This window comes from Kitasatospora sp. NPDC101108 (assembly GCF_055584725.1).
Genome location: NZ_JBVJLM010000008.1, coordinates 310,522 through 334,016 on the forward strand (window position 1 = coordinate 310,522; position 23,495 = coordinate 334,016).

At 70.0% G+C, this 23,495-nt stretch carries 24 protein-coding genes; 8 read left to right on the top strand and 16 right to left on the bottom strand.

The features are described 5' to 3' along the window. The first annotated feature begins 144 nt into the window (after nt 1–144). The gene (locus ACZ6Z8_RS20235; protein ID WP_465611413.1) at nt 145–1,164 is read left to right on the top strand and encodes a LuxR family transcriptional regulator; all 1,020 of its coding nucleotides are present in this window, start codon (nt 145–147) and stop codon (nt 1,162–1,164) included. A 77-nt stretch (nt 1,165–1,241) separates the two neighbouring features. Here ACZ6Z8_RS20235 and ACZ6Z8_RS20240 read toward each other — a convergent pair whose 3' ends face one another. Further along, nucleotides 1,242–2,060 (bottom strand): ABC transporter permease, encoded by an 819-nt coding sequence (locus ACZ6Z8_RS20240; protein WP_465611414.1) that lies wholly within the window; start codon nt 2,058–2,060, stop codon nt 1,242–1,244. Next, on the bottom strand, nt 2,057–3,151 hold the full coding sequence (locus ACZ6Z8_RS20245; RefSeq protein ID WP_465611415.1) for an ATP-binding cassette domain-containing protein: 1,095 nt from the start codon (nt 3,149–3,151) through the stop codon (nt 2,057–2,059). Before ACZ6Z8_RS20245 ends, ACZ6Z8_RS20240 begins: the two co-directional genes overlap by 4 nt. Nucleotides 3,152–3,552: 401 nt before the next feature. On the opposite strand from ACZ6Z8_RS20245, the gene ACZ6Z8_RS20250 reads away from it, so the two are divergent. Both ACZ6Z8_RS20250 and sbnB read left to right on the top strand, forming a co-directional pair. Beyond that, a complete protein-coding gene (locus tag ACZ6Z8_RS20250; RefSeq protein WP_465611416.1) occupies nt 3,553–5,781 on the top strand; it encodes an MMPL family transporter in 2,229 nt (742 codons plus the stop codon). 62 nt (nt 5,782–5,843) lie between these two features. Beyond that, nucleotides 5,844–6,851 carry a 2,3-diaminopropionate biosynthesis protein SbnB gene (gene sbnB, locus ACZ6Z8_RS20255; protein WP_465611417.1) on the top strand — a complete coding sequence of 336 codons (1,008 nt, stop codon included), beginning with the start codon at nt 5,844–5,846 and terminating at the stop codon, nt 6,849–6,851. A gap of 202 nt (nt 6,852–7,053) precedes the next feature. On the opposite strand, the gene metG is transcribed toward sbnB, so the two are convergent. From metG to ACZ6Z8_RS20270, 3 genes are all read right to left on the bottom strand, one after another. Next, on the bottom strand, nt 7,054–8,772 hold the full coding sequence (gene metG, locus ACZ6Z8_RS20260; protein WP_465611418.1) for a methionine--tRNA ligase: 1,719 nt from the start codon (nt 8,770–8,772) through the stop codon (nt 7,054–7,056). Nucleotides 8,773–8,925: 153 nt separating this feature from the next. After that, nucleotides 8,926–9,126: a DUF397 domain-containing protein gene (locus ACZ6Z8_RS20265; protein ID WP_270145320.1), complete on the bottom strand. Its 201-nt coding sequence runs from the start codon at nt 9,124–9,126 to the stop codon at nt 8,926–8,928. Beyond that, nucleotides 9,123–9,971: a helix-turn-helix domain-containing protein gene (locus ACZ6Z8_RS20270; RefSeq protein ID WP_465611419.1), complete on the bottom strand. Its 849-nt coding sequence runs from the start codon at nt 9,969–9,971 to the stop codon at nt 9,123–9,125. Before ACZ6Z8_RS20270 ends, ACZ6Z8_RS20265 begins: the two co-directional genes overlap by 4 nt. A gap of 315 nt (nt 9,972–10,286) precedes the next feature. On the opposite strand from ACZ6Z8_RS20270, the gene ACZ6Z8_RS20275 reads away from it, so the two are divergent. After that, entirely contained in the window at nt 10,287–10,448 is a 162-nt protein-coding gene (locus ACZ6Z8_RS20275; RefSeq protein ID WP_465611420.1) for a hypothetical protein, read from the top strand. Between the two features lie 555 nt (nt 10,449–11,003). Here the strand turns inward: ACZ6Z8_RS20275 and ACZ6Z8_RS20280 are convergent. The 7 genes from ACZ6Z8_RS20280 to ACZ6Z8_RS20310 all read right to left on the bottom strand — a co-directional run bounded on the left by ACZ6Z8_RS20280 (nt 11,004) and on the right by ACZ6Z8_RS20310 (nt 14,750). Then, the gene (locus ACZ6Z8_RS20280) at nt 11,004–11,243 is read right to left on the bottom strand and encodes a DUF397 domain-containing protein (RefSeq protein ID WP_355207638.1); all 240 of its coding nucleotides are present in this window, start codon (nt 11,241–11,243) and stop codon (nt 11,004–11,006) included. A 112-nt stretch (nt 11,244–11,355) separates the two neighbouring features. Next, on the bottom strand, nt 11,356–11,562 hold the full coding sequence (locus tag ACZ6Z8_RS20285) for a hypothetical protein (RefSeq protein WP_465611421.1): 207 nt from the start codon (nt 11,560–11,562) through the stop codon (nt 11,356–11,358). Nucleotides 11,563–11,564: 2 nt separating this feature from the next. Beyond that, nucleotides 11,565–11,801: a hypothetical protein gene (locus tag ACZ6Z8_RS20290; RefSeq protein WP_465611422.1), complete on the bottom strand. Its 237-nt coding sequence runs from the start codon at nt 11,799–11,801 to the stop codon at nt 11,565–11,567. A gap of 76 nt (nt 11,802–11,877) precedes the next feature. After that, nucleotides 11,878–12,711 carry a helix-turn-helix domain-containing protein gene (locus tag ACZ6Z8_RS20295; protein ID WP_465611423.1) on the bottom strand — a complete coding sequence of 278 codons (834 nt, stop codon included), beginning with the start codon at nt 12,709–12,711 and terminating at the stop codon, nt 11,878–11,880. Then, nucleotides 12,708–13,211 (bottom strand): DUF6879 family protein, encoded by a 504-nt coding sequence (locus ACZ6Z8_RS20300; RefSeq protein ID WP_465611424.1) that lies wholly within the window; start codon nt 13,209–13,211, stop codon nt 12,708–12,710. Before ACZ6Z8_RS20300 ends, ACZ6Z8_RS20295 begins: the two co-directional genes overlap by 4 nt. Nucleotides 13,212–13,630: 419 nt before the next feature. Further along, on the bottom strand, nt 13,631–13,819 hold the full coding sequence (locus ACZ6Z8_RS20305) for a DUF397 domain-containing protein (protein ID WP_396496809.1): 189 nt from the start codon (nt 13,817–13,819) through the stop codon (nt 13,631–13,633). 13 nt (nt 13,820–13,832) lie between these two features. Then, a complete protein-coding gene (locus ACZ6Z8_RS20310) occupies nt 13,833–14,750 on the bottom strand; it encodes a helix-turn-helix domain-containing protein (protein WP_465611425.1) in 918 nt (305 codons plus the stop codon). 246 nt (nt 14,751–14,996) lie between these two features. On the opposite strand from ACZ6Z8_RS20310, the gene ACZ6Z8_RS20315 reads away from it, so the two are divergent. After that, nucleotides 14,997–15,503: an ATP-binding protein gene (locus ACZ6Z8_RS20315; protein ID WP_465611426.1), complete on the top strand. Its 507-nt coding sequence runs from the start codon at nt 14,997–14,999 to the stop codon at nt 15,501–15,503. Here the strand turns inward: ACZ6Z8_RS20315 and ACZ6Z8_RS20320 are convergent. Both ACZ6Z8_RS20320 and ACZ6Z8_RS20325 read right to left on the bottom strand, forming a co-directional pair. After that, complete coding sequence (locus ACZ6Z8_RS20320; protein ID WP_465611427.1) at nt 15,431–16,033, bottom strand: GNAT family N-acetyltransferase; 603 nt, start codon at nt 16,031–16,033, stop codon at nt 15,431–15,433. The genes ACZ6Z8_RS20315 and ACZ6Z8_RS20320 overlap by 73 nt on opposite strands. A 125-nt stretch (nt 16,034–16,158) precedes the next feature. Beyond that, a complete protein-coding gene (locus ACZ6Z8_RS20325) occupies nt 16,159–17,442 on the bottom strand; it encodes an adenylosuccinate synthase (protein WP_402829602.1) in 1,284 nt (427 codons plus the stop codon). Nucleotides 17,443–17,772: 330 nt separating this feature from the next. Here ACZ6Z8_RS20325 and ACZ6Z8_RS20330 point away from each other — a divergent pair, with 330 nt between their 5' ends. From ACZ6Z8_RS20330 to purM, 3 genes are all read left to right on the top strand, one after another. Further along, complete coding sequence (locus tag ACZ6Z8_RS20330) at nt 17,773–18,423, top strand: diacylglycerol kinase (RefSeq protein ID WP_465611428.1); 651 nt, start codon at nt 17,773–17,775, stop codon at nt 18,421–18,423. 240 nt (nt 18,424–18,663) lie between these two features. Next, on the top strand, nt 18,664–20,247 hold the full coding sequence (gene purF / locus ACZ6Z8_RS20335; RefSeq protein WP_465611429.1) for an amidophosphoribosyltransferase: 1,584 nt from the start codon (nt 18,664–18,666) through the stop codon (nt 20,245–20,247). A gap of 83 nt (nt 20,248–20,330) precedes the next feature. Beyond that, a complete protein-coding gene (purM, locus tag ACZ6Z8_RS20340) occupies nt 20,331–21,416 on the top strand; it encodes a phosphoribosylformylglycinamidine cyclo-ligase (protein WP_465611430.1) in 1,086 nt (361 codons plus the stop codon). A gap of 238 nt (nt 21,417–21,654) precedes the next feature. On the opposite strand, the gene ACZ6Z8_RS20345 is transcribed toward purM, so the two are convergent. Further along, nucleotides 21,655–21,912: a DUF3073 domain-containing protein gene (locus ACZ6Z8_RS20345; RefSeq protein ID WP_380420125.1), complete on the bottom strand. Its 258-nt coding sequence runs from the start codon at nt 21,910–21,912 to the stop codon at nt 21,655–21,657. Between the two features lie 383 nt (nt 21,913–22,295). After that, entirely contained in the window at nt 22,296–23,453 is a 1,158-nt protein-coding gene (locus ACZ6Z8_RS20350) for a Glu/Leu/Phe/Val dehydrogenase dimerization domain-containing protein (RefSeq protein WP_465611431.1), read from the bottom strand. Between the last annotated feature and the right edge of the window lie 42 nt (nt 23,454–23,495).

Below are 23,495 nucleotides of genomic sequence, written 5' to 3' on the forward strand. Positions count from 1 at the left end.
GGACCCGCTCGAAGCCCGCAGGAAAGGGCCCTGGCCTGAAACCTCGGGTGGCTCCGGGGCTGGTGTCGTAGCATGCCCCGAGATCCGGCAATGACGTGGCGCTTTCATCAGGTTCGAAATATCGGGGGGCAGGCGGTGCTATCAGTGTTAGGACTGGATCCCGACGCCGAGGCCGTGTACCGGACGGTACTGGCCCGGCCGGAGCTCGGAATCGCGGGGGTCGCGCAGGATCTCAACTGGCCGGAACAACGCGTTCGGGACGCCCTGGACGGGCTCGCCCGGCTCACCCTGATCAGGCACTCCGAGCTGGAGCCCGGACACCTCCTCCTGGTGAACCCGGAGGTCAGTCTGGCGATGCTGATCGGCCGGCAGGAGGCCGAACTCGCCGAGCGGCAGCGCCAGATCGCGCAGAGCCGGCTGGAGGCCGCCAAGCTCGTCGCCCAGTACGCCGAGAGCCGCAAGGGCGAACGGGGCCTGGGCGTCGAACAGCTGGAGGGCGTCGACCAGATCCGGCTGAGACTGGAGGAGCTCTCGCACTCCTGCACCAGCGAGATCATGGGCTTCGCGACCGGCGGCGGGCAGTCCCAGGCCGCCCGGAAGGCGAGCCAGGCAGCCGACCAGGCGGTCTTCGACCGCGGCGTGCAGATGCGCAGCATCTACCTGGAGAGCGCGGCCAACGACGGCGGCACCATCGCCCACCTGGACTGGCTCACGGAGAAGGGCGCCCGGGTACGGGTCGCTCCCGCGCTCCCGATGCGCCTGGTGATCTTCGACCGCACGGTGGCGGTCGTCCCGACCGATCCGGACGACACCAGCGTGGGGGCTCTGGTGCTGTCCGGTCCCGGACTGGTCTCGGCGCTCTGCGCGCTGTTCGAGTACGTCTGGGAGAACGCCGCCCCGTACGGGAAGACCCCGGCCAAGGGGGCCGAGGGCCTCAACCCGCAGACGATGGCGGTGCTCAGCCTGCTCGCGCAGGGCCACACCGACGAGGTGGTGGCCCGCAAGCTCGGCGTCTCGGTGCGCACCTCGCGCCGGATCACCGCGGAGCTGATGGCCTGGCTCGGCGGCCGGAGCCGCTTCCAGGCCGGGGTGATCGCCGGCGAGCGCGGTCTGCTGCAGGGCGGCGCGCCGGAGCGCGAGGGCCAGGGCCTGTCCGGCTCCTGAGCCCACGCGCCCACGCGAACGGCCGGTCCGGGCGGGACACCTACCGCCTCGCCCGAACCGGCCTGCCCCGTGCATCATCAACGCGTCACCGCGGTGCGGTAGACCCGCAGGTTCACCGGGATCAGCACCGCGAGCAGGGCCGCCACCACGATCATCGAGAGCAGCACCGGGTGCCGGTCCGGCAGGCTGGAACCGACCACCGTCGGGGCGTTGCCCCACAGCTCGCGGCAGGCCGCGGCCACCAGGCTCACCGGGTTCCACTCGGCCACCGCGCGCAGCCAGGCGGGCAGCCCGGACAGCGGCATGAACGAGTTGGACAGGAACGACAGCACGACCAGGAAGAGCGCCGAAATTCCGTTGATCGCCTCGGCGTTGCGCATCAGCATGCCGACCAGCGCGCCCAGCCAGAGCATCGCGTAGGCGAAGGCCAGCACCAGCACGAAGCCCAGCGCCGCGGAGCCGGCGTCCTTGTGGATCCGCCAGCCGACGCCGAGGCCGGCCAGGGTGACCGCGAAGGTGGCGGCCGCGGCGGTCAGCAGGTCGGCCGCGGTGTGGCTGACCAGCACGGCGGAGCGGCCCATCGGCAGCGAGCGGAAGCGGTCGATCAGGCCGGTGCGCAGGTCGGTGGCCACGCCCAGCGCGGCCACGCCGACGCAGGTCAGGCCGACCTGGGCGAACACCCCGGCCATCACGTAGTCGTGGTACTCCCCGGAGCCGGCCACGGTCACCACACTGGCGAACAGGTAGCCCAGCACGATCACCATGGTCACCGGGGTCAGGGTGATCGCGATGATCTTCTCGGGAGTGCGGCGCAGGTGCCGCAGGTGGCGGCCGATCAGCGCGGCGGTGTCGCCGATGGCCGTGCCGAGGCCGGCCGAGGCGCCGATGTCACTCACTGCTCGTCTCCCGTCCGTGCGGTGGCGGCGGCCACCGGATCCCGCTCGGCCTTCCCGGTCTGCCCGGCCTCGCCCTTCGAGCCCTTCGAGCCCTTCGAGCCCTCCGCGCCCGGTTCGAGCCGCTGGGCGCCCTCCTCCGGGGCCCGGCCCACCTGGGTGCCGCGCCCGGTCAGGTGGAAGAACACGTCGTCCAGCGACGGGCGGCGCAGCGCGAAGTCGGTCACCGGCACGCCCGCCGACTCCAGCGCGACCGCCGCCGCGGCGATCGTGCCGATGCCGTCGGCCAGCTGGACGGTGATCCGGCGCCCGGTGCGGTCCACCTCGGGCTGGGCGGCGGCCACCGGGGCGAGCACGGCCAGGGCCTGCGGCAGGGCGGCGTCGGTGGCGACGCCCACTTCCAGCCACTCCTCGCCGACCTTGCGCTTGAGCTCGTCGGGGGTGCCCTCGGCGATCACCTGGCCGGTGTCGATCACCAGGATCCGGTCGGCCAGGAAGTCGGCCTCCTCCAGGTACTGGGTGGTGAGCAGCACGGTCACGCCCTGGGCGACCTGCTCGCGGACCATCTCCCAGAGCACCAGCCGGCTCGCCGGGTCCAGCCCGGTGGTCGGCTCGTCCAGGAACAGCACCTCGGGCCGTCCGATCAGCGCGGCGGCCAGATCCAGCCGGCGGCGCATGCCGCCGGAGTAGGTCTGGGCGGGCTTCTCGGCGGCGCCCTCCAGCTCGAACCGGGCGAGCAGCTCGGCCGCCCGCTCGCGGGCGCCCTTGCGGCCCAGGTGCAGGAGCCGACCGAGGAGTTCGAGGTTCTCGCGGCCGGTGAGCAGCCCGTCCACGGCGGCGTACTGGCCGGCCAGGCCGATCCGGCGGCGCACCTGGCGCTGCTGGCGGACCACGTCGAAACCGGCCACCTCGGCGCGTCCCTGGTCAGGCTCCAGCAGTGTCGCCAGCAGCCGGACGGTGGTGGTCTTGCCGGCCCCGTTGGGCCCGAGCAGACCGAGCACGGTTCCGGCCGTCACCTCCAGGTCCACGCCTCTCAGCGCGTGGTGCTCCCCGTATCTCTTGCCGAGACCGGTCGCCCGAATGGCGGTGTCCATCATTCATTCCCCCTTTCACGGAGGTAGGTGGATCGTTCGGAAAGCAGACGCCGGAACGCATTCCGACGTGGAATCCGGGAATTCGGTGGAATCGTTCGCGGCCGGTGGGCGTTCCCGCGTCTTCGGCCCGGCTTCACCCGAATGTGGCCCGCTCGAATGGTTGTCCCTCAACGGGAACCGACGGTAGCACCGGGGAAACGGACGCGGTAAGGGGCTTCGGCCGGGCTCGGCTGGCAGCAGTTTGCCACCGCAGGATGTTGCAACTCCCGGAGGGCCCGCAGTGGTTCGGGAGGGCCTACGGTCGAGGGTATTCCTCCGGTCCCCCTCATGCCGGTGAGGACACATCCGAACCCGACTGTCGCCACTGCGGCTTGATCATGCCGCCTATCGCAGGAGAGGTAATGGCACGTCAAAGCAACTTCGCGGCCAGGCTGGGCGAGTGGAGTGCCCACCACCGCAAGACCGCCGTCATCGGCTGGGTCGTCCTGGTCGTCCTGGTCACCGTGCTCGGTGGCATGGTCGGCCAGAAGAGCCTGACCCAGGCCGACTACGGGACCGGGGATTCCGGCCGCGCCGCCCAGGTGCTCAAGGACGCCGGGATCAGCGACCCGGTCAACGAGCTGATCCTGATTCACAGCGACGGTTTGACCGCGGATTCCCCCGAGTTCCGCGGCGCCGTCCAGGCCACCTCCGACGCGGTCAACAAGACCGGTCTCGCGGAGAACCTGCGCGACCCGTACGCCACCCAGGCCTTCTCGGCCGACAAGCACTCCGCGCTGATCATGTTCGCCGTCACCGGTGACCCGGACACCGCTGCCGACCGGATCGACCCGGTGATCACCGCGGTGAACGACACCGCCAAGGCCCACCCCCAGGTGACCATCGGCGAGTTCGGCGGCGCGACCGCCCTCAAGGGCATCAACGACAGCCTCGGCGACGACTTCACCCGCGCCGAACTGACCGCCCTGCCGGTCGCGTTGGGCATCCTGCTGGTGGTCTTCGGTGCCTTCGTGGCGGCCGTTCTGCCGGTCGCCCTGGCGGTCACCGCCTGCATCGGCGCGCTCGGTCTGCTCTCGCTGAGCAGCCAGCTGGTGCCGGTGGACGCCATGACCAACTCGGTGATGTTCCTGATGGGTCTGGCCGTCGGCGTCGACTACTGCCTGTTCTACCTGCGCCGTGAGCGCGAGGAGCGGGCGCTCGGCCGGGACAAGGCGACCGCGCTGCGGATCGCCGCCCACACCTCGGGCCACTCGGTGATGGTCTCCGGCTTCACCGTCATGGTCGCGATGGCCGGCATGTTCCTCTCCGGTCTGACCGTCTTCGAGGGCTTCGCGATGGCCACCATCGAGGTCGTCGCGGTCGCGGTGGTCGGCTCGATGACCGTGCTCCCGGCCCTGATGTCGATGCTCGGCGACAAGGTCGCGTCCGGCCGGATCCCGTGGATCAGCAAGCGCCGCCAGGCCGCCGCGGCCAGCGTCAAGCCCGCCAACGCGCTGCTGCGCGCCGTGCTCGCCCGTCCCGGCATCTTCGCCGTGCTGTCCGCCGCGGTGCTCGTGGTGCTCGCCGTTCCGGCGCTCGGCATGAAGACCGAGAAGCTCGGCATGGACAAGCTGCTGCCCTCGGACAACCCGCTGGTCTCGGTCTCGCAGCGGATCGACCGCGAGTTCCCCGGCTCGCCCTCGCCCGCCACCGTGGTGGTCAAGGCCGACAACATCGACTCGCCGCAGGTCGCCAAGAGCATCGAGGACTTCAAGCGGGCCGCACTGGCTTCCGGCAAGACCGGCAACCAGATCGACGTGCGGTACTGGAAGGACAAGAACATCGCGGAGATCAACGTTCCGCTGGCCGGCAACGGCACCGACGCCACCTCCAAGGCGGCTCTGGCGGCGCTGCGCGGGCAGCTGGTGCCGCAGACGCTGAAGACCGTCCCGGGCACCACCGCGCTGGTCGCCGGTGACCTCGCCTTCTCGGTCGACTACAACGACCAGCTGCACCGCAGCATCGTCCCGGTGTTCGCCTTCGTCATGGGCGTCACCTTCCTGCTGATGCTGTTCTCCTTCCGCTCGCTGACCATCTCGATCACCTCGATCCTGCTCAACCTGCTCTCGGTGGCGGCCGCCTACGGCGTGATGACCGCGGTGTTCGTGCACGGCTGGGGCGCCTCGATCGTCGGCACCAAGGCACCGGGCGCGATCGAGTCCTGGATGCCGCTGTTCGTCTTCGTGGTGCTCTTCGGCCTCTCGATGGACTACCACGTGTTCGTGGTCTCCCGGATCCGCGAGGCGTATCTGGAGGGCAAGCCCAGCCGGGAGGCGGTCGGCCTCGGCATCCGCAACACCGCCGGGGTGGTCACCAGCGCCGGTCTGATCATGGTCGCGGTGTTCGCGGTCTTCGGCACCCTGGGCATGCAGGACTTCAAGCAGCTCGGCATCGGCCTGGCGGTCGCGGTCCTGCTGGACGCCACCCTGGTCCGCGCGGTGCTGCTGCCCGCGGTGATGGCCCTGCTCGGCGACCGCAACTGGTACCTGCCGCGCTGGCTGGGCGGCGGCCGCGGCACCCGGGCCCACGCCGGTGGCGCGCACGCGGCCGGCGGCCACCACGAGCCGGCCGGCACCGCCTACGTCGGCTGATCACCTCGCCCGCACATTCCCCTTCCCGCCCGCGCAGGGCGGCCTCGACTGGAGCCACCACCGTGTTCGAGTTCAGAGTCATCGACGGCACCACCGCCCGCGAGGTCATCGCGGGAGCCCGTCAGCGCATCGTCCAGGAGGTCCGGGAGACCTACCTGACCCACGGCGCAGGCGAGTCGGTCAACCCCGACAGCTACTTCCTGCGGTTCCCGGCCAAGCCGGACGCCCGGATCATCGCCCTGCCGGCCTACCTCGGCGGCGGCGTGGGCCTGGCCGGCATCAAGTGGATCAGCAGCTTCCCGGCCAACATCGAGCGGGGCTTCCCGCGCGCCTCGGCCGCCCTGCTGCTGAACGACTACGAGACCGGCTACCCGTTCGCCGTCCTGGAGGCCTCGCAGATCAGCGCGGCCCGCACCGCGGCCTCCGCGGTGCTCGCCGCCGAGGTGCTCAGCGGCGGCCGTACGGCGGGCCGGCTCGCGGTGGTCGGCGCCGGCATCATCGCCCGCAACATCCTGGAGTTCTTCGGCGCCCAGGAGTGGGCGATCGACGAGCTGGTGGTGCACGACCGCGAGGCGAAGTACGCCCAGGCGCTGGTCGACCACGCCGACGCCGAACTCGGCTACCCGGCGCGCGTGGTCGAGGACCTCGGCGAGGCGCTCAAGGGCGCCGACGTGGTGGTGCTGGCCACCACCGCGGGCGAGCCGTACATCCTCGACCCGGGGACCTTCGCCCCCGGTCAGCTGGTGCTCAACATCTCGCTGCGCGACCTCGCCCCGGAGATCATCGGCGGCGCGTACAACGTGCTCGACGACGTGGAGCACTGCATGAAGGCGAACACCTCGCCGCACCTGGCCGAACAGCTCTACGGCAACCGGGAGTTCGTCACCGGCACGCTCGCCCAGGTGATCGAGGGCGAGGTCGCCGTCGGCACCGACCGCCCGGTGGTCTTCTCGCCGTTCGGCCTCGGCGTGCTCGACCTGGCGGTCGGCGCGCTGGTGCACGACGAGGCGGTGGCCGCCGGCAAGGCGACCGAGATCCCCGGCTTCTTCGCGGAGACCACCCGCTGGTAGTCACGACCACCGGCCCGCCCCCACCGGCTCGCGCCGCCGACCCGTGTCACCGACTCGTGTCACCGACCCGTGTCACCGACCCGTGTCACCGGCTCGCGCCGTCGGGCCGAACCGAGGGCCCGCCCCCACGGGCCCGGCACCACCGACGAGGGCCCCGACCGTTCGCCACGGTCGGGGCCCTCGGGGCGTTCCGTCGCCCGGATCAGCCCTCGGCGCCGCCGAAGCGGGCCGTCCAGGCCGCCAGGTCCTCGTCCGTGATCTTCGCGAACAGCACCGGCGGCACGGTGAACGGCGTCCCGGCCGGCACCAGGCCCAGCGACCGGGCCTCGTCCCCGGTGATCCAGGTGCGCTCGTCCGAGGGCAGCACGAAGGCGCGGCGCATCGCGGCCGCCGCGGTCGGGATGAACGGCTCGGACACCACCGCGTACAGGTGGATCAGGTTCATCGCCGTGCGCAGGGTCAGCGCCGCCGCCTCCGGGTCGGTCTTCACCTGCTGCCAGGGCGCCTTCTCGTCCAGGTACGCGTTGCCCGCGCTCCACAGCGCGCGCAGCGCCTGCGCCGCCTTGCGGAAGTTCAGCGCGTCCAGCTGGGCCTCGTACTCGGCCAGCAGCCCGGCGATCTGCTCGCCGAGCCGGGCCTCCGCCTCGCCGGCCGCGGCCCCGGCGGGGACGTCGTCGCCGAAGCGCTTGCGGCTGAAGGAGAGCACCCGGTTGACGAAGTTGCCGAGGGTGTCGGCGAGGTCCTTGTTGACCACCGAGGCGAAGAGGTCCCAGGTGAAGCTGGAGTCGTCCGACTCGGGGGCGTGCGCCATCAGGAAGTAGCGCCAGTAGTCGGCCGGCAGCAGCTCCAGCGCGACGTCCGTGAAGATGCCGCGCTTCTGGCTGGTGGAGAACTTCCCGCCGTAGTACGTCAGCCAGTTGAAGGCCTTGACGTAGTCGACCTTCTTCCACGGGCGGCGCGAGCCGAGGATCGTCGCCGGGAACATCACGGTGTGGAACGGGACGTTGTCCTTGGCCATGAACTCGGTGTAGCGGACGCTCTCGTCGGCCTCGTACCACCAGGACTTCCAGTCCCGCCGCTCGGCCGGGGCCGCGTCCGCCCACTCCTTGGTGGCGCCGATGTACTCGATCGGGGCGTCGAACCAGACGTAGAACACCTTGCCCTCGGCGGCCAGTTCGGGCCACACGTCGGCCGGCACCGGGACGCCCCACTCCAGGTCACGGGTGATCGAGCGGTCCTGCAGGCCCTCGGTCAGCCACTTGCGGGCGATCGAGGAGGCCAGCACCGGCCAGTCGTCGCCGTGGTCGGCGATCCAGCGCTCGACCTCCTCGGTCAGCTTCGACTGGAGCAGGAACAGGTGCCGGGTCTCCCGGACCTCCAGGTCGGCGCTGCCGCTGATCGCCGAGCGCGGCTCCAGCAGGTCGGTCGGGTCCAGCACCCGGGTGCAGTTCTCGCACTGGTCGCCGCGCGCCTTGTCGTAGCCGCAGTGCGGGCAGGTGCCGACGATGTAGCGGTCCGGCAGGAAGCGGCCGTCGGCGTTGGAGTACACCTGGCGGATCGAGCGCTCCTCGATGAAGCCGTTGCGCTGCAGCTCGCGGGCGATCTCCTGGGTGATCTCCCGGTTCTGCGGCGAGGAGCTGCGGCCGAAGTGGTCGAAGGACAGCCCGAAGCCGTCGTACACCGCCTTCTGGGCCTCGTGCGCCTGGGCGCAGAACTCCGCGACCGGCAGCCCGGCCTCCTGCGCGGCCAGTTCGGCGGGCGTGCCGTGCTCGTCGGTGGCGCAGATGTACAGCACCTCGTGGCCGGTCTGGCGCAGGTAGCGGGAGTAGACGTCCGCCGGGAGCATCGACCCGACCATGTTGCCCAGGTGCTTGATCCCGTTGATGTACGGAAGGGCGCTGGTGATCAGGTGCCGAGCCATCCTCGGATGCTCCGATTTCTCCCGCACGCGCACCCCGACCCGGAGTGCTGTGCCAGGCGCAGGGGTCCACTGTGGGCTGCCAAGCCTACCGCCGTCCCGGCGGGTTCACGGCCGGGCTCACGGCCGTTTTCGCGGCCGTTTTCGCGGCCGGTTTCACGGCCGGCTGAAGTCCGCGTACCGGTCGAACTCCCCGGCCTTCACCCCGCGGACGAACGCCGCCCACTTGCGCGGCGTCGTCCGCACCACCACCTCCGGCAGGTCGGACTCCCGGATCTCCACCAGCCCGCCGGCGGCTCTGACCTCCACGCAGTCGGTGCTCTCACCGCTGGCTGACGCCTTGCGCCACGTACTCATGTGAAGTCTTTCAGTAAGGCCCGGACGAAGTCCCGGGACTCGGCCGTCCCGAGCGCGATCGCCGCGGTCTTCTCCTTGATCCGGCGGTAGGAGGCCAATTCCGCCTCCGAGTGCACGAACTTCGGCCCGTGCGTGAGGTCGATCTGGACGGTGTCGAGCTCCGGGACCGGACCTCGGGCGAGATACAGGCTCTCCCCGGACCCCGTGTAGGTGGGCACGCTGAACGGGATCACCCGGATCTCCACCCCCGGCCGCTCGGAATTCGCCAGCAGGCTCCGCAACTGCTCGCGCAGCACTTCCGGACCGCCGAACTGCATCCGCAGCGCGGATTCGTGCAGGATCGCGCTGTACGGCTTCGGGTCGTCGACGAAGATCTGCTGGCGCCGGATCCGGAATGCCATCCGGACCTCGGCCTCCTGCCGGTGCTGCGCGGGGAGCCGCTCGAACACCGCGGCGGCGTAGGCCGGGGTCTGCAACAGCCCGGGGATGAAGGTGCTGTTGAGGATCGACAGCGAGGCCGCGTGGTGCTCCATCTCCGCGATGTCGATGATCCCGCTGGGCATCCGGCCGCGGTAGCCGTCCCACCAGTACTTCCGGCGGTCCTGCGTCATCGCGAGCAGCGCGTCGAGGTAGGGGCCGTCGGGGCAGCCGCAGGTGCGCGCCCAGATCCGGAGCCGCTCGGCGCTGATGCCCGACTTCCCGTTCTCCATCTGGGAGATCTTCGGCAGGTCGGTGCCGATCGTGGCGGCCAGGCTCTTGGGCGTCACGCCCACGCGCTCGCGCATCTTGCGCAGCTCGATCCCCAGGCGCTGCTGGCGCACGGTCGGCGACAAGCGGGGTGGCATGACTCTCTTCTCCGGATCGCGGCTACGGTCGATGCTTCCGGTGAAGTGTGCCGTGGACACCGGGCACTAGCTAGCGAAATGGGGGATACCCCACGATGGAGTGAACGTCCAGTCCCTCGGTAGCAACTCTGGCACCCTGACCCTATGGTCGTCCGTGTCACTCACTGACTTGTTGCCCCGTAAACAGTCGCCAAGTCGCCGATCAGCTGCCAGTACCCACCAGACGCATGGTCAGGGCGTTCGACATCACCGACCGGAGACAGCCGTGCCCCTTCCGTCGCCCCTCCGTCTTCCTCCCCGCATTCCCCTCTCCTGGTGAACGCCCTTCTCGTCGCCGGATTGTCCGCCCTCCTCCTCGCCGTCGTCTTCGTCGGCTGGCTGGTCTGGCTGGTCAACGGCCAGCCGCGCGAACTCCGCCCGCTGAAACGCGAGTTCACCCCCCGCCGCCCCACCCCCACCCCCGCCGACCGCGAGTAGCCCACCCCGCGTCTGACCGCCCGGTCCCGCACACAGGAGGCCCGGGCCGGCGCTCCCCGCGCAGGCCCGGCCCGGATTTCAGGCATGTTGTCCCCTTGGACAAGTCAGTTGCGGCCAGACCACGTTGGGACACGCGATCACGTAGTGGCCCGACCAGCGACTTCCCGACACCCACCGGGACCACACGACGTCCGAGCCTTCGGCAAGTTGCTCGATCGCACACCGGCGCCGTGCTTCGATCGGCATCCACGGATCGCCGCCGGGCGAGTGCTCCCCATACCGTTCCGCGAGCCACTCGACCGCGTCGGCCGCTGCTTCCCAAGTGCCCCGTACCTGAGCGGGCGGCCGTAACAGCCACCAGCCCGTCATCAGCGGCGGAAGCCCAGAGAGCCCGAAGCCTCCACCCTCGATCGGCCGACGCTCCGACTCCTTCGCCAGTAGCCGGCCGTCCCCGGCCCACTCGTATCCATGGAAGTGCAACTGCGTCGCTCCTCGGAGACATGGAACCCCGGCCGCCCGCACGGCATTGCGGGCGGCCGGGGCTGTCGGCAGGACTCAGACCGAGAGACCGAACCGCGCCGGGTCGATCCCGGCGGTGGTCAGCTCCTCGGTGGTGAAGAGCAACGGCTCCCGGTCGGGCCGCTTGCTGTCACCCATGGCGTACACGCCGTCCTCGACCAGGCCGAGGGTCACGCAGGTCTCGGAACCGTCGTCACCCCCGCCCTGGTTGCCGCCGCACGCACGCTTGAACTCGACCCGGGAGAGATCGAGCCCGTACAGGTTGCGCTCATTCATCGCAGTGCACCTTCCGGTGTGGCGTCGGGGCACGGAACGGCCCCGTTCCGCCCAGGGCTTGGGCGGAAAACTCAGGGGAGGAGCCAGCGGGAGGGCGAGCGATGCCGGGCCGCTACCCGCGCGAGGCCTGCCAGTCGAAGAACCCGCCCGGAGCATCGTCCGGCGGGACCAGATCGGAGCGCCGGACTACCCGCTCCAGCCCACCGCGAAGCGGACGGACGTACACGTCGGCCTTGTCGATCGCCATGATCTCGACGGCGACACCCGTGCGGCGCTCGTGGACGCGCTCGCCGACCACCGGCACCCACTGCTCGGCCACGGTCACCCCCACAGCCCGATGCGGGTGGTCAACTGGTCGGCGGGCACTTGGCGCACAGGACCGTCCGGTTCGAACAACGGCCGCACCAAGGGCCGCCCGTCCTCCGCCCCCACCACCTCGACCAGCCGCCCGGTCGTCAGATCCTTCCGTACCGGGTTGTTCTCAACGCGCTCCATGAGCTCCGCGTGGCTGCGGCGACGCTTCATGCCGGTCGGACCTGCGAAATCCGCAGTGGACATGGAGGGCTCCCAGGACTCTCGAATTGCTCCGGCGAGCCACTAATCTACGGGGGAGTCGATGTGATTGCTATGCGCTTCACTGTTCGCGAAAGTACTCGTCTCGGATTCCTTCGACCAGGGTGCGCATGTCGTCTCCGTGAAGCGCGGCGGCATCGAATCTGGAGAACGTCGAAAGATAGAGGCTGACGTCCCTGGGGTCGCGCGTGGTGATCTCTGAATGGAATGTCTCCACCATGACCAGGCGATCGTCGTGCATGCTGAAGCACGTCATCGGAAAGTCTGGCATCAGCCCGGTGAGGGGCAGGACTCCGATGGTCACATTGGGAAGCCGAGACAGTGAAACCATGCGATCGAGCTGAGTGGCCATGACGCCAGGCGGGCAGATCCGCCACCGCAGCACATGCTCACAAATAACGAAATGGAACTCGCGGTGGCGGTCATACAGGACGGCCTGGCGCTCAAGTCGAGCCCCGATCGTTTTTGCTCTCGATTCCTCCGGCAACACCGGAGGAATCGAGAATACAGCGGAGACGTATTCGGCAGTTTGCAGTAGTCCCGGGATAAGTTGCCCCTGGAACAGCCGGAGAACGGTCGTGCGGGCCTCGATAGCCTTGATGGCCTGCTGATGTTTCCAGTGGCCTATGCGGCGGAGTTCCCGCCAGGCGGTCTGTTCGGTGGCCGCGCCGCGGGCTGCATCCAGGAACTCGGCCTTGGCCTCGCCGGATATGCCGAGTGCGGACAGGATGAGGTCCACGTCCTGCACGCTCGGTAGGGTCTTGCCGTTCTCGATCTTCGAGAGTTTGGCCGGAGACATGGAAGCCCTGCGGGCGACGGTCTCGGCTGTCTTGTCCGAGGCGATCCGCAGCGCCCGCAGGGCTCTTCCCAGGTCGTTGTGCTGGTCACCGCTCAAGCTGCCGTGTACTCCCCGAAGGGCACGGCGTTCGCCAGGGCGATGTCCCGGTACAGGCGGTACTCGTTCAAGCGATCGTCCGGCAGCAGTTCGGCGCCGAGGAACTGCCCTGCGTCGGTGTAGTGCATCCGGTAGACCAGGGCGTCGTCGAACAGCCAGAAGTCGTGGTCGGGCAGTCCGGCGACCTCCTGTCGGGCCGTGTCGATGATGCCGATCGATTCGCCGGCCTTGATGTTGCCGGGGTACGACGCCAACTCGTACCGGAGGTAGTCGGACAGCGGGGACTGAAGGACATGCACCCGGGACACCTGCTTGCCCAGGTCCGTCATGGAGCGGACCCAGGGGTTGTCGGCGGACTCCGGTGGCAACCCCTTCCCCGCGAGGAAGTCGGCGAATTCCTCACGTTCCTCGTCCACGTCGTAGACGGCCAGCGTTTCGAGACGGAAGGCCGTTCGTTCGAACGTCTCGAAGAGACGGCCGAAACCTTCACCTTTGAGCACTGAAGTATCCCTCCAGGACCGAAGCGGGGATCACAACCGCCGATTCGCCGGCAGGCAGGTTCAACTCTGCCAGGCGTCGAGGATCGGTGATCACGTATCCCTGGACCACGTAGTCCCCATTCTCGCTGCCCCACAGAGTGGGGCAGTTTCCGTTCTTGCAGGACCCGTCTCCAGCCAGCCAACGCAGCATCAAGTGCCCCCAGTTGTGGGTGGTTGCTGTCTCGTCGATGATCCTGGCTTCCAAGGCGCAGGGTCAAGGATCTGATATTTCCAGAACGGGAAAGCTGGTCGGCCACGGACGGGCGGTCGAGAATCCGGACCCTGTCTCAGGCTCGGGCGTCCGAGCCGAGCGGCTTCTGGCCGGTGGCCCCTTGCGAGGCGCAAGGGGCCACCGGAACGAACCATCCCTCCGGTGCCGGTCAGACGGTGAACTCTCCCTTGGCTATGCCGTCGAGGAGGTCCCTCCACTCCCGGTGCGTGAAGCGAACCGGGGTGGTGTCGCGGGCGAGGCTGCTGCGAACGAAGACGGAGTCAGCCGTGATCGCCACCTCGGGACAGTTGTTGCCCGCGCCGCAGATGCTGGGGGTGCGCCAGTCGAGGTCTTCCATGGTCTTTCCCCTTTCAGGACGTCTTCAGAAGATCATCCATGAAGGTGATCGAGTCGGCCGGGCTGAGTGCCGACCTCTCCATGGCGTCGAGCGTCTCGCGGTAGTTCCGCAGTTGGTTGGCGTCGTCGAGGAAGATCGGGCCGTGCACGGAGTCGATCTGCACGGTGTCCAGTCGGGGGACCGCACCGCCGACGTAGAGGACCGCGTTCCCGGCGCCGGAGAAGCCCGGGGCGTCGAAGGTGATGACGCGCATGGTGATGTTGGCGCGCTCGGCCATCGAGCGGAGGTGTTCGAGCTGGGCGCGGGCCACGTCCTTGCCGCCGAACCTCATCCGCAGGGCTGCCTCATGGACGATCGCGTCGTACTCGACGGCGGTCGGCCCGGTGAGGACCTGGGTGCGCTCCACGCGGTGGGCGATTCGCGCCCAAAGGTCTCGGGCGGGTAGACGCGGATGTACCAGCTCGAAGATCGCGCGAGCGGTGTCCTCGGTCTGGAGCAGGCCCGGAGGGTGGCCGATCTGGAAGGTCCTTATCCGCCCCTCGGCTCGGTGTTCGAGTTCCGAGATGTCCAGAAGGCTGGCCGGCAGGACGCCCCGGAACTCTTCCCACCACCCCTTGCCGCGCTCCGCCGCGACGGCGGCGAGCGCTTCGACGTAGGCCGAATCGCCTTCCTGGTACTCGCAGGCAAGGGTCCGGACGCGATCGGGTGAGATGGGGTAGAGGCCCTTCTCGATCTGGGTGATCTTCGTCCGGTCCAGGCCGAGAGTTGAGGCCGCGTCAGCGGTGGTCTTCCTGGCGGAGTCACGCATTTTTCGCAGCTCCAGGCCAACGCGCAACTGGCGGGCGGTTGGTGTGGTCCTTGGCGGCATGCGGAGAGTCTCCCGCGTCCGGTGTTGGCAGTCCACTTCGTGCGGGCTGCGCACCTTGTCCATTGGGGCATATGTTCCCCGGCTGGACGGGGCATCAATGCCACGTAGTGGGTGGCGCAACTGCCTGGAGATGGCCTACCGTGTGTAGCAGGTTGCTTACGCGAAGTCGCGAAAGCGCACCCGAAGTGCACCCCGGGTGTGGGGGTGCAGGCTGCCGACGCCTGCCCTCTCACGCCGTCGGCGGGGGCAGGCCACGGGTTTCCACTTCTCTCCCAGATGCCTTCACTCAACTCAGGGCTGGAGAAAGCCATGTGCCTTCCACAGTTCGGCCCCTCCCGGGGTCCGCTGGTCTCCGAGTTCCGGCTCGACCTCTCTCCGCCGGCCCTTCCCGGGATGGTCGGGCCGATCCGCCGACTCCTCCGGGACGTCCTCCACGCCATGGGCCTGGACCCGGACTCGGCGTGCCTCATCCTCTCCGAGCTGGTGACCAACGCCCTGCTCCACGGGGAGGGCCGACCGGGCGTCACGCTCGAACTCATCTGCGGCGAGCTGCACATCACCGTTTCCGACGCCTCGGGGAACCCGCTCCACCGGCTGGCCCGGGACGACGCGCGGGCGAGTGGCCGGGGCCTGGACATCGTCGAAGCTCTCTCGGACGAGTGGGGCGTCGAACTGATCGGCAGCTACGGCAAAGCCGTATGGGCCGTGGCCAAGTTGGGCCCACCGGTGATGAGGGTGAGCCCTCAGCCTCGCGAAAGTCGCTCCGCCAGGCGGGACTTGGCGGCCGGCCACTCCTCGGCGAGCATCGAGAAGTAGGCGCTGTCGCGCCAGGTGCCGGTGGGGCGGAGGCGGTGGCGGCGGAAGGTGCCCTCGTACTGGGCGCCGAGGCGCTGGATGGCGTTGCGGGAGCGCTCGTTGAGGGCGTCGGTCTTCCAGAAGACGCGGCCCATGCCGAGGTCCTCGAAGGCGTGGGTGAGCAGCAGCAGCTTGGCCTCGGTGTTGACCGCGCTGCGCCAGACCGAGCGGGCGTACAGGGTGCCGCCGATCTCCAGGGACTCGTCCTCGGCGTTGAGGTCGTAGTAGCCGGTGATGCCGACGGCGGTGCCGCTCGCGAGGTCGACGGCCGCGAACTGCACCGACTCGCCCCGCTCGGCCTCGGCGATGCGGGCGTCGAGGATCGCGCCGAGCTCCTCCGCCGTGGTGGGCGGGAGGTTCATGGTCCAGCGCCAGACCTCGGGCTCGGAGCCGACGGTGGCCCAGAGGTCGGCGAGGTGGCGGCGGTCCAGCGGCTCCAGGCGGATGTGGTTGCCGGTGAGGGTGACGGGTGAGGGCAGCTTCGCGGTCATGGCTTCGAACGTAGCGCGGTTCTGCACTAGAGGCAATGGACATATGAACTAGTGCAAATGCGGACCGCCAAGCGAAGGGCCCCGCGGGACGGCGCGTCCCGCGGGGCCCTCGAAGGCGCTCAGGCTCAGATGAACGAGTTGATCTGGATCGTCTCGTCGCGGCCCGGGCCGACGCCGATGGCGGAGATCGGCGCGCCGGACATCTCCTCCAGCGCCTTCACGTACGCCTGGGCGTTCTTCGGCAGCTCGGCGAAGGTCTTGGCCTTGCTGATGTCCTCGGTCCAGCCCGGCAGCGTCTCGTAGATCGGCTTGGCGTGGTGGAAGTCCGACTGGTTGTAGGGGAGCTCCTCGACCCGGCGGCCGTCGATCTCGTAGGCGACGCAGACCGGGATCTGCTCCCAGCCGGTGAGCACGTCGAGCTTGGTGAGGAAGAAGTCGGTGAGGCCGTTGACCCGGGTCGCGTAGCGCGCGATGACGGCGTCGAACCAGCCGCAGCGGCGGTCGCGGCCGGTGGTGACACCGCGCTCGCCGCCGATCCGGCGCAGCGCCTCGCCGTCCTCGTCGAGCAGCTCGGTCGGGAACGGGCCGGAGCCGACGCGGGTGGTGTAGGCCTTGAGGATGCCGATGACCCGGTCGATCTTGGTGGGGCCGATGCCGGCGCCGGTGCAGGCGCCGCCCGCGGTCGGGTTCGACGAGGTCACGAAGGGGTACGTGCCGTGGTCGACGTCGAGCAGGGTGCCCTGGCCGCCCTCCAGCAGGACGACCTTGTCCGCCTTGAGCGCCTCGTCCAGGACGAGGGTGGTGTCGGCGAGGAAGGGCTTGATCTTCTCCGCGTAGCCCAGGTACTCCTCGACCACCAGGTCGGCCGGGATGGCGCGGCGGTTGTAGAGCTTGACCAGGATCTGGTTCTTGTCGTGCAGCGCCGCCTCGATCTTCTGGCGCAGGATCGACTCGTCGAACAGGTCCTGGACCCGGATGCCGACACGGTTGATCTTGTCGGCGTAGGTCGGGCCGATGCCGCGGCCGGTGGTGCCGATCCGGCGCTTGCCGAGGAAGCGCTCGGCGACCTTGTCGATGGTGCGGTGGTACGGGGTGATCAGGTGGGCGTTGCCCGAGATCAGCAGCTTGGAGGTGTCGATGCCGCGCTCGTTCAGGCCGTTGAGCTCGGAGAGCAGCACGCCCGGGTCGATGACCACGCCGTTGCCGATGACCGGCGTCACGTTCGGGCTGAGGATGCCGGAGGGGAGCAGGTGCAGGGCGTACTTCTGGTCGCCGATGACCACCGTGTGACCGGCGTTGTTGCCGCCCTGGTAGCGGACGACGTAGTCGACGGAGCCGCCGAGGAGGTCGGTGGCCTTCCCCTTGCCCTCGTCCCCCCACTGAGCGCCAACGAGCACGAGTGCCGGCACAGGCGTACACCCCTTCCGGTTGGGGCATCCTGCGTAGGCCGCAGTCTGCCCCGAGATAGACGAAGCCCCTGGCGCAATGGCGCAAGGGGCTCTTGCACCGAGAGATTACCTGAGGAAGGACCGGTCGTGTCGTCCCTGTCCACGCCTGGAACCGGCGGTCCCGAGCCCCTTCTACTACTGCTCGACCCGGCGGCCCGGCAGACCGACGGGGAGTCGGTGCGGATCGCGAAGGACGTGCTGTGCGGGGGTGCGGACGTCAAGGTGGCCTATCCGGAGAGCCCGTCGGAACTCGACCGGATGCTTTCGCACCGGGGTCGTCGGAGACCGGTGGTGATCGGTTCCGATCTCGCCCTGCAGCGGGTGCTCCAGGCACTGCACCGGCAGCGTGAGCTGGGCGCCGATCCGGTGGGCATGGTTCCGGTCGGCCGGGCGGAGGAGCTGGCGACGGCCCGGGCGCTCGGCGTGCCGGGCGAGCCGGTACGGGCGGCGCGGGCCGTGCTGTCGGGCGCGCCGCGCACCTTCGACCTGCTGGTGGACGACGGCGGCGGGGTGGCGCTGGGCGGGGTGCGGATCACCGGCGGCGGTGCGCGGCGGCCGGTGGGCCGTACGGGTGGCTGGCGTTCGCTATGGGCGAAACTGGCTGCGGCCGAGCAGGCGAACGCACTAACGCCGGAGACGGCGGACCACAGCCCCCGGGTCCGGGTCGAGGCGGACGGCCGGCTGCTCGCGGACGTGCACCGCCCGGTCCGCCTGGTGCAGCTGACCCTCCCGGGCGCCGGACGGGCCGAGCCGGCCGGCGCGGGGGTGCTCGAAGTGGTGGTCAGCGCGCAGGGTGCGCTGGTGCGGGTGCGGGCGGCGAGCGTCTCGGTGGTCGGGCGCGGCTTCGGCTACGAGGCGGACGGCCACTCCGTCGGCCCGGTCCGCGCCCGGACCTGGACGGTCCGCCCGGGCGCCTGGGGCCTGCTGCTGCCCGCCGCATGACCACCGGGTGAACCCCGGGTGAGCAGGCTCACGTTGGCACCGCCCCGGCAGCCACCGTTCCGCACACGGAAAGCCCCAACAGGCGCGAACCGCAAGGCCAACCGCCGTCCGCCGGAATTCCCCCACCCGAATTCCCGGCCCCGTAAGGGGTTTTGTCTACGCGCGTTACTCCGTGATCGCCGATCGAACCGGGCGTCCCGGGTTCCGGATGCCCTGGTCAACTGCCCTAGACTCGAAGGCGTGCCACGTGGTGACGGAAGACTCAACCACGATCTTCTTCCCGGCGAGAAAGGCCCCCAGGACGCGTGTGGCGTCTTCGGTGTCTGGGCTCCCGGCGAGGAGGTCGCCAAGCTCACGTTCTTCGGCCTTTACGCCCTGCAGCACCGCGGTCAGGAATCCGCGGGCATCGCAGTGAGCAACGGCTCCCAGATTCTCGTCTTCAAGGACATGGGACTCGTCTCCCAGGTCTTCGACGAGGCCTCGCTGGGGTCGTTGCACGGGCATATCGCCGTCGGACACGCCCGCTACTCGACCACCGGTTCCTCGGTCTGGGAGAACGCCCAGCCGACCTTCCGGGCGACCGTTCACGGTTCGCTGGCCCTCGGGCACAACGGAAACCTGGTGAACACCGCCGAACTGGCGGCCATGGTCGCCGAGCTGCCCGGTGAGGAGCACGTCTCGCGCTCCGGCCGGACCGCCGCGACCAACGACACCGACCTGGTGACCGCCCTGCTGGCCGGCCACCCGGACCTCTCCATCGAGGAGACGGCCAAGGTCGTGCTGCCCAAGGTCAAGGGCGCGTTCTCGCTCGTCTTCATGGACGAGCACACCCTCTACGCCGCCCGCGACCCCCAGGGCATCCGCCCGCTGGTGCTCGGCCGGCTGGAGCGCGGCTGGGTGGTCGCCTCCGAGACGGCGGCGCTGGACATCTGCGGCGCCTCCTTCATCCGCGAGGTCGAGCCCGGCGAGCTCATCGCCATCGACGAGAACGGCATGCGCACCTCCCGCTTCGCCGAGGCGAAGCCCAAGGGCTGCGTGTTCGAGTACGTCTACCTGGCCCGCCCCGACACCTCCATCGCCGGCCGCAACGTGCACCTCTCCCGGGTGGAGATGGGCCGCCGGCTGGCGAAGGAGGCCCCCGTCGAGGCCGACCTGGTGATAGCCACGCCCGAGTCCGGCACCCCCGCCGCGATCGGCTACGCCGAGGCCAGCGGCATCCCGTACGGCTCCGGCCTGGTGAAGAACGCCTACGTGGGCCGCACCTTCATCCAGCCCAGCCAGACCATCCGCCAGCTCGGCATCCGGCTCAAGCTCAACCCGCTGCGCGAGGTCATCGCCGGCAAGCGCCTGGTGGTCGTGGACGACTCGATCGTGCGCGGCAACACCCAGCGCGCGCTGGTGAAGATGCTGCGCGAGGCGGGCGCCGCCGAGGTGCACATCCGGATCTCCTCGCCGCCGGTGAAGTGGCCCTGCTTCTTCGGCATCGACTTCGCCACCCGCGCGGAGCTGATCGCCAACGGCATGACCATCGAGGAGATCGGCCGCACGCTCGGGGCCGACTCGCTCGCGTACATCTCGATCGACGGCATGATCGAGGCCACCACGCAGCCGAAGGACAAGCTCTGCCGGGCCTGCTTCGACGGTGAGTACCCGATGGAGCTGCCGGACCCGGCTCTGCTCGGCAAGCTCCTGCTGGAGGCCGAGATCAAGGGCGGCCAGCAGCAGCCGGCCGTCCGCGGCAAGCCGACCAGCGGCAGCGACCTGGACGGCGTCCAGTCGCTGCTCGGCGGGGCGGGCGCGGCCGACGCGCTGCGCCGCCCGTAACGAACGCACGGTGGGGTCCCGCGAACCGGGGCCCCACCGCTGTTTCCGAACCACCCCCACCTGACCCGAAAGGGCCGCACGCAGTGACCAGCAACCAGAACGGCGCCACCTACGCCGCCGCCGGTGTCGACATCGAGGCGGGCGACCGCGCCGTCGAGCTCATGAAGCAGTGGGTGAAGAAGGCCAACCGCCCCGAGGTGGTCGGCGGTCTCGGCGGCTTCGCCGGCCTGTTCGACGTGTCCGCCTTCAAGAACTACGAGCGGCCGCTGCTGGCCTCGGCCACCGACGGCGTGGGGACCAAGGTGGCCATCGCGGCCGCCATGGACAAGCACGACACCATCGGCCACGACCTGGTCGGCATGGTCGTGGACGACATCGTGGTGTGCGGCGCCGAGCCGCTGTTCATGACCGACTACATCTGCGTCGGCAAGGTCGTCCCGGAGCGGGTCGCCTCGATCGTCAAGGGCATCGCCGAGGGCTGCGCGCTGGCCGGCTGCGCCCTGGTCGGCGGCGAGACCGCCGAGCACCCGGGCCTGCTCGGCCCGGACGAGTACGACGTCGCGGGTGCCGGCACCGGCGTGGTCGAGGCCGACGCGCTGCTGGGCCCGGAGCGGGTCCGGGCCGGCGACGTGGTGATCGCGATGGCCGCCTCCGGCCTGCACTCCAACGGCTACTCGCTGGTCCGCCACGTGCTGCTGAACCAGGCCGGCTGGAAGCTGGACCGCAAGGTCGAGGAGTTCGGCCGCACCCTCGGCGAGGAGCTGCTGGAGCCGACCCGGATCTACTCGCTGGACTGCCTGGCGCTGACCCGCGCGACCGAGGTGCACGCCTTCTCGCACGTGACCGGCGGCGGCCTGGCGGCCAACCTGGCCCGGGTCATCCCGGACGGCCTGCACGCCCGCCTGGACCGCGGCACCTGGACCCCGCTGCCGGTCTTCCGGACCGTCGCCGAGGTCGGCAAGGTGGCCACCCTGGAGCTGGAGAAGACGCTCAACATGGGTGTCGGCATGGTCGCCGTCGTCCCGCCGCACTCGGTGGACGTGGTGCTGTCGATCCTGGAGGACCGCGGCGTCGAGGCCTGGCTGCTCGGTGACATCGTCGAGCGCACCGACGAGCACGCGGAGGGCGCGGCCCTCTACAACGCCTACGAGGGCTTCGCGGCGGGCTGACGGCCCTCCCCGGCCCCGTCGACGGCAGAGGGCCCCTCCGGTGCACCGGAGGGGCCCTCCCGCACGTCCGCGGTCACGTTTCCGTCGGCCGTCAGCCGTCAGCCGTCAGCCGTCGGCCGGTACCGGGCGAGGTCGACGCGCCGGCCCCCGGTCCGCCCGCGGGAACGCGGGATCGCGGGAACGCCGAAGACCGGTCCGGCACCCAGGGGTGCACGGACCGGTCCGGCGAAGCTGTGGGTTACGAGCGGCGGGAGGCCTGCGACGGCCCGGTGCCCGGCTCGTTGTCGTCCTCGTCGTCGAGGTCGGCGTAGCGGGCGGCGTACTCCGCGTACGGGTCGTCGTCCTCCTCCTCCTCGATCGGCTCCGGGTCGATCGAAGCGGTGGACGGCGATACGCCCAGCTCGTTGGACAGACGGTTAGCGTCGAACCCGCCGCTGTTGTACTTCAGCTCGCGGGCGACCTTCGTCTGCTTGGCCTTGGCCCGGCCGCGCCCCATGGGTCGACCCCCTCAACGATGGGGCTCACGGCCCCGAGTCTGACACGTGTTCATGATCAGGACCGGCCTGCCCGAATGGGAGGACCGTCCCTTGGAGCATTAACGGTACCTGTTTCCGCCGCTGGACGGTACGTCGTCGGTGTGACGTGGCGCGCACCTACCGCACCCGCGACCAGGTCTTCCCAGGTCAGGGGAGGTTTTGGGGCAGTTTGCACGCTGTCCGGAGGTGTTCGGGGTCCGTCGTTCCAGGACTGATTATCCCCCCTAGGGGGACCTCGGATCACCCGTTCGGGCGGAGAAGTGAGAATCCGGTTCCACATCGTGATGCGCGGGGGGCCGAAGGTGACGGCCCCCCGCGCACCGGCTCACCGGAGCGGCCGCGGTCAGCCGCGGCGGGCGCCCGGCAGCAGCACCGTGCGCAGCGCGCTGATCTCGCGCATCCGCTTCTCGGCCAGGCGGTCGGCGGCGACCGCCGGCGGGACGCCGTCGGCGGCGGCCCGGGTGAAGATCTCCAGGGTGGTGTCGAAGATCTTGGTGGCCTTGTTCTTGGCCCGCTCGAAGTTGAAGCCGTCGATCTCGTCGGCGACCTGGATCACGCCGCCGGAGTTCACCAGGTAGTCGGGGGCGTAGAGGATGCCGCGGTCGGCCAGGTCCTTCTCGACGCCCGGGTGGGCCAGCTGGTTGTTGGCCGCGCCGCAGACGATCGAGGTGCCGAACTCGCCGAGCGCCGCGACCACCGGGTCGGTCAGCGCGCCGCCGAGGGCGCAGGGGGCGTAGACGTCCAGCTTGGCCTGGAGCAGGGCGGCGGTGTCGGCGACGACCTCCACGTCCGGGTGGGCGGCGCGCACGCGGTTGACGGCGGCCTCGAAGGGGTCGGTGACGACGACGGTGGCACCGTCCGCGACCAGGTGGCCGACCAGGTAGTGGCCGACCTTGCCGACGCCCGCGACGCCGACCCGCTTGCCGCGCAGGGTGGGCTGGCCCCAGCGGGCCTGGGCGCTGGCGCGCATGCCCTGGAAGACGCCGAAGGCGGTCAGGATGGACGAGTCGCCGGCGCCGCCGTGCTCGGGCGAGCGGCCGGTCACGAACTCGGTCTCGCGCGCGATGACGTCCATGTCCTGGACGTAGGTGCCCACGTCGCAGGCGGTGATGTAGCGGCCGCGCAGGGACTCGACGAAGCGGCCGTAGGCCCGGAGCATCGCCTCGTTCTTGTCCTTGTTCGGGTCGCCGATGATGACGGCCTTGCCACCGCCGAGGTCGAGGCCGGCCAGCGCGTTCTTGTAGGACATCCCGCGGGACAGGTTCAGCGCGTCCTCCAGGGCCGCCTCCTCGGAGGCGTACGGGAAGAAGCGGGTGCCGCCGAGGGCGGGGCCGAGGGCGGTGGAGTGGATGGCGATGATCGCCTTGAGCCCGGAGCTGCGGTCGTGGCAGAGGACGACCTGCTCGTGGCCGTCGCCGGGGGCGCCGTCCTGCTCGGTGCGGAAGATCCTGCTGAGCACGCCGGGTGCGGGGTGCGTGGCCGGGGTCTGTACGTCGGTCACGGTGGTGACTCCAGTATGGAAAGGCCCGCTGCTGTGGTGCGG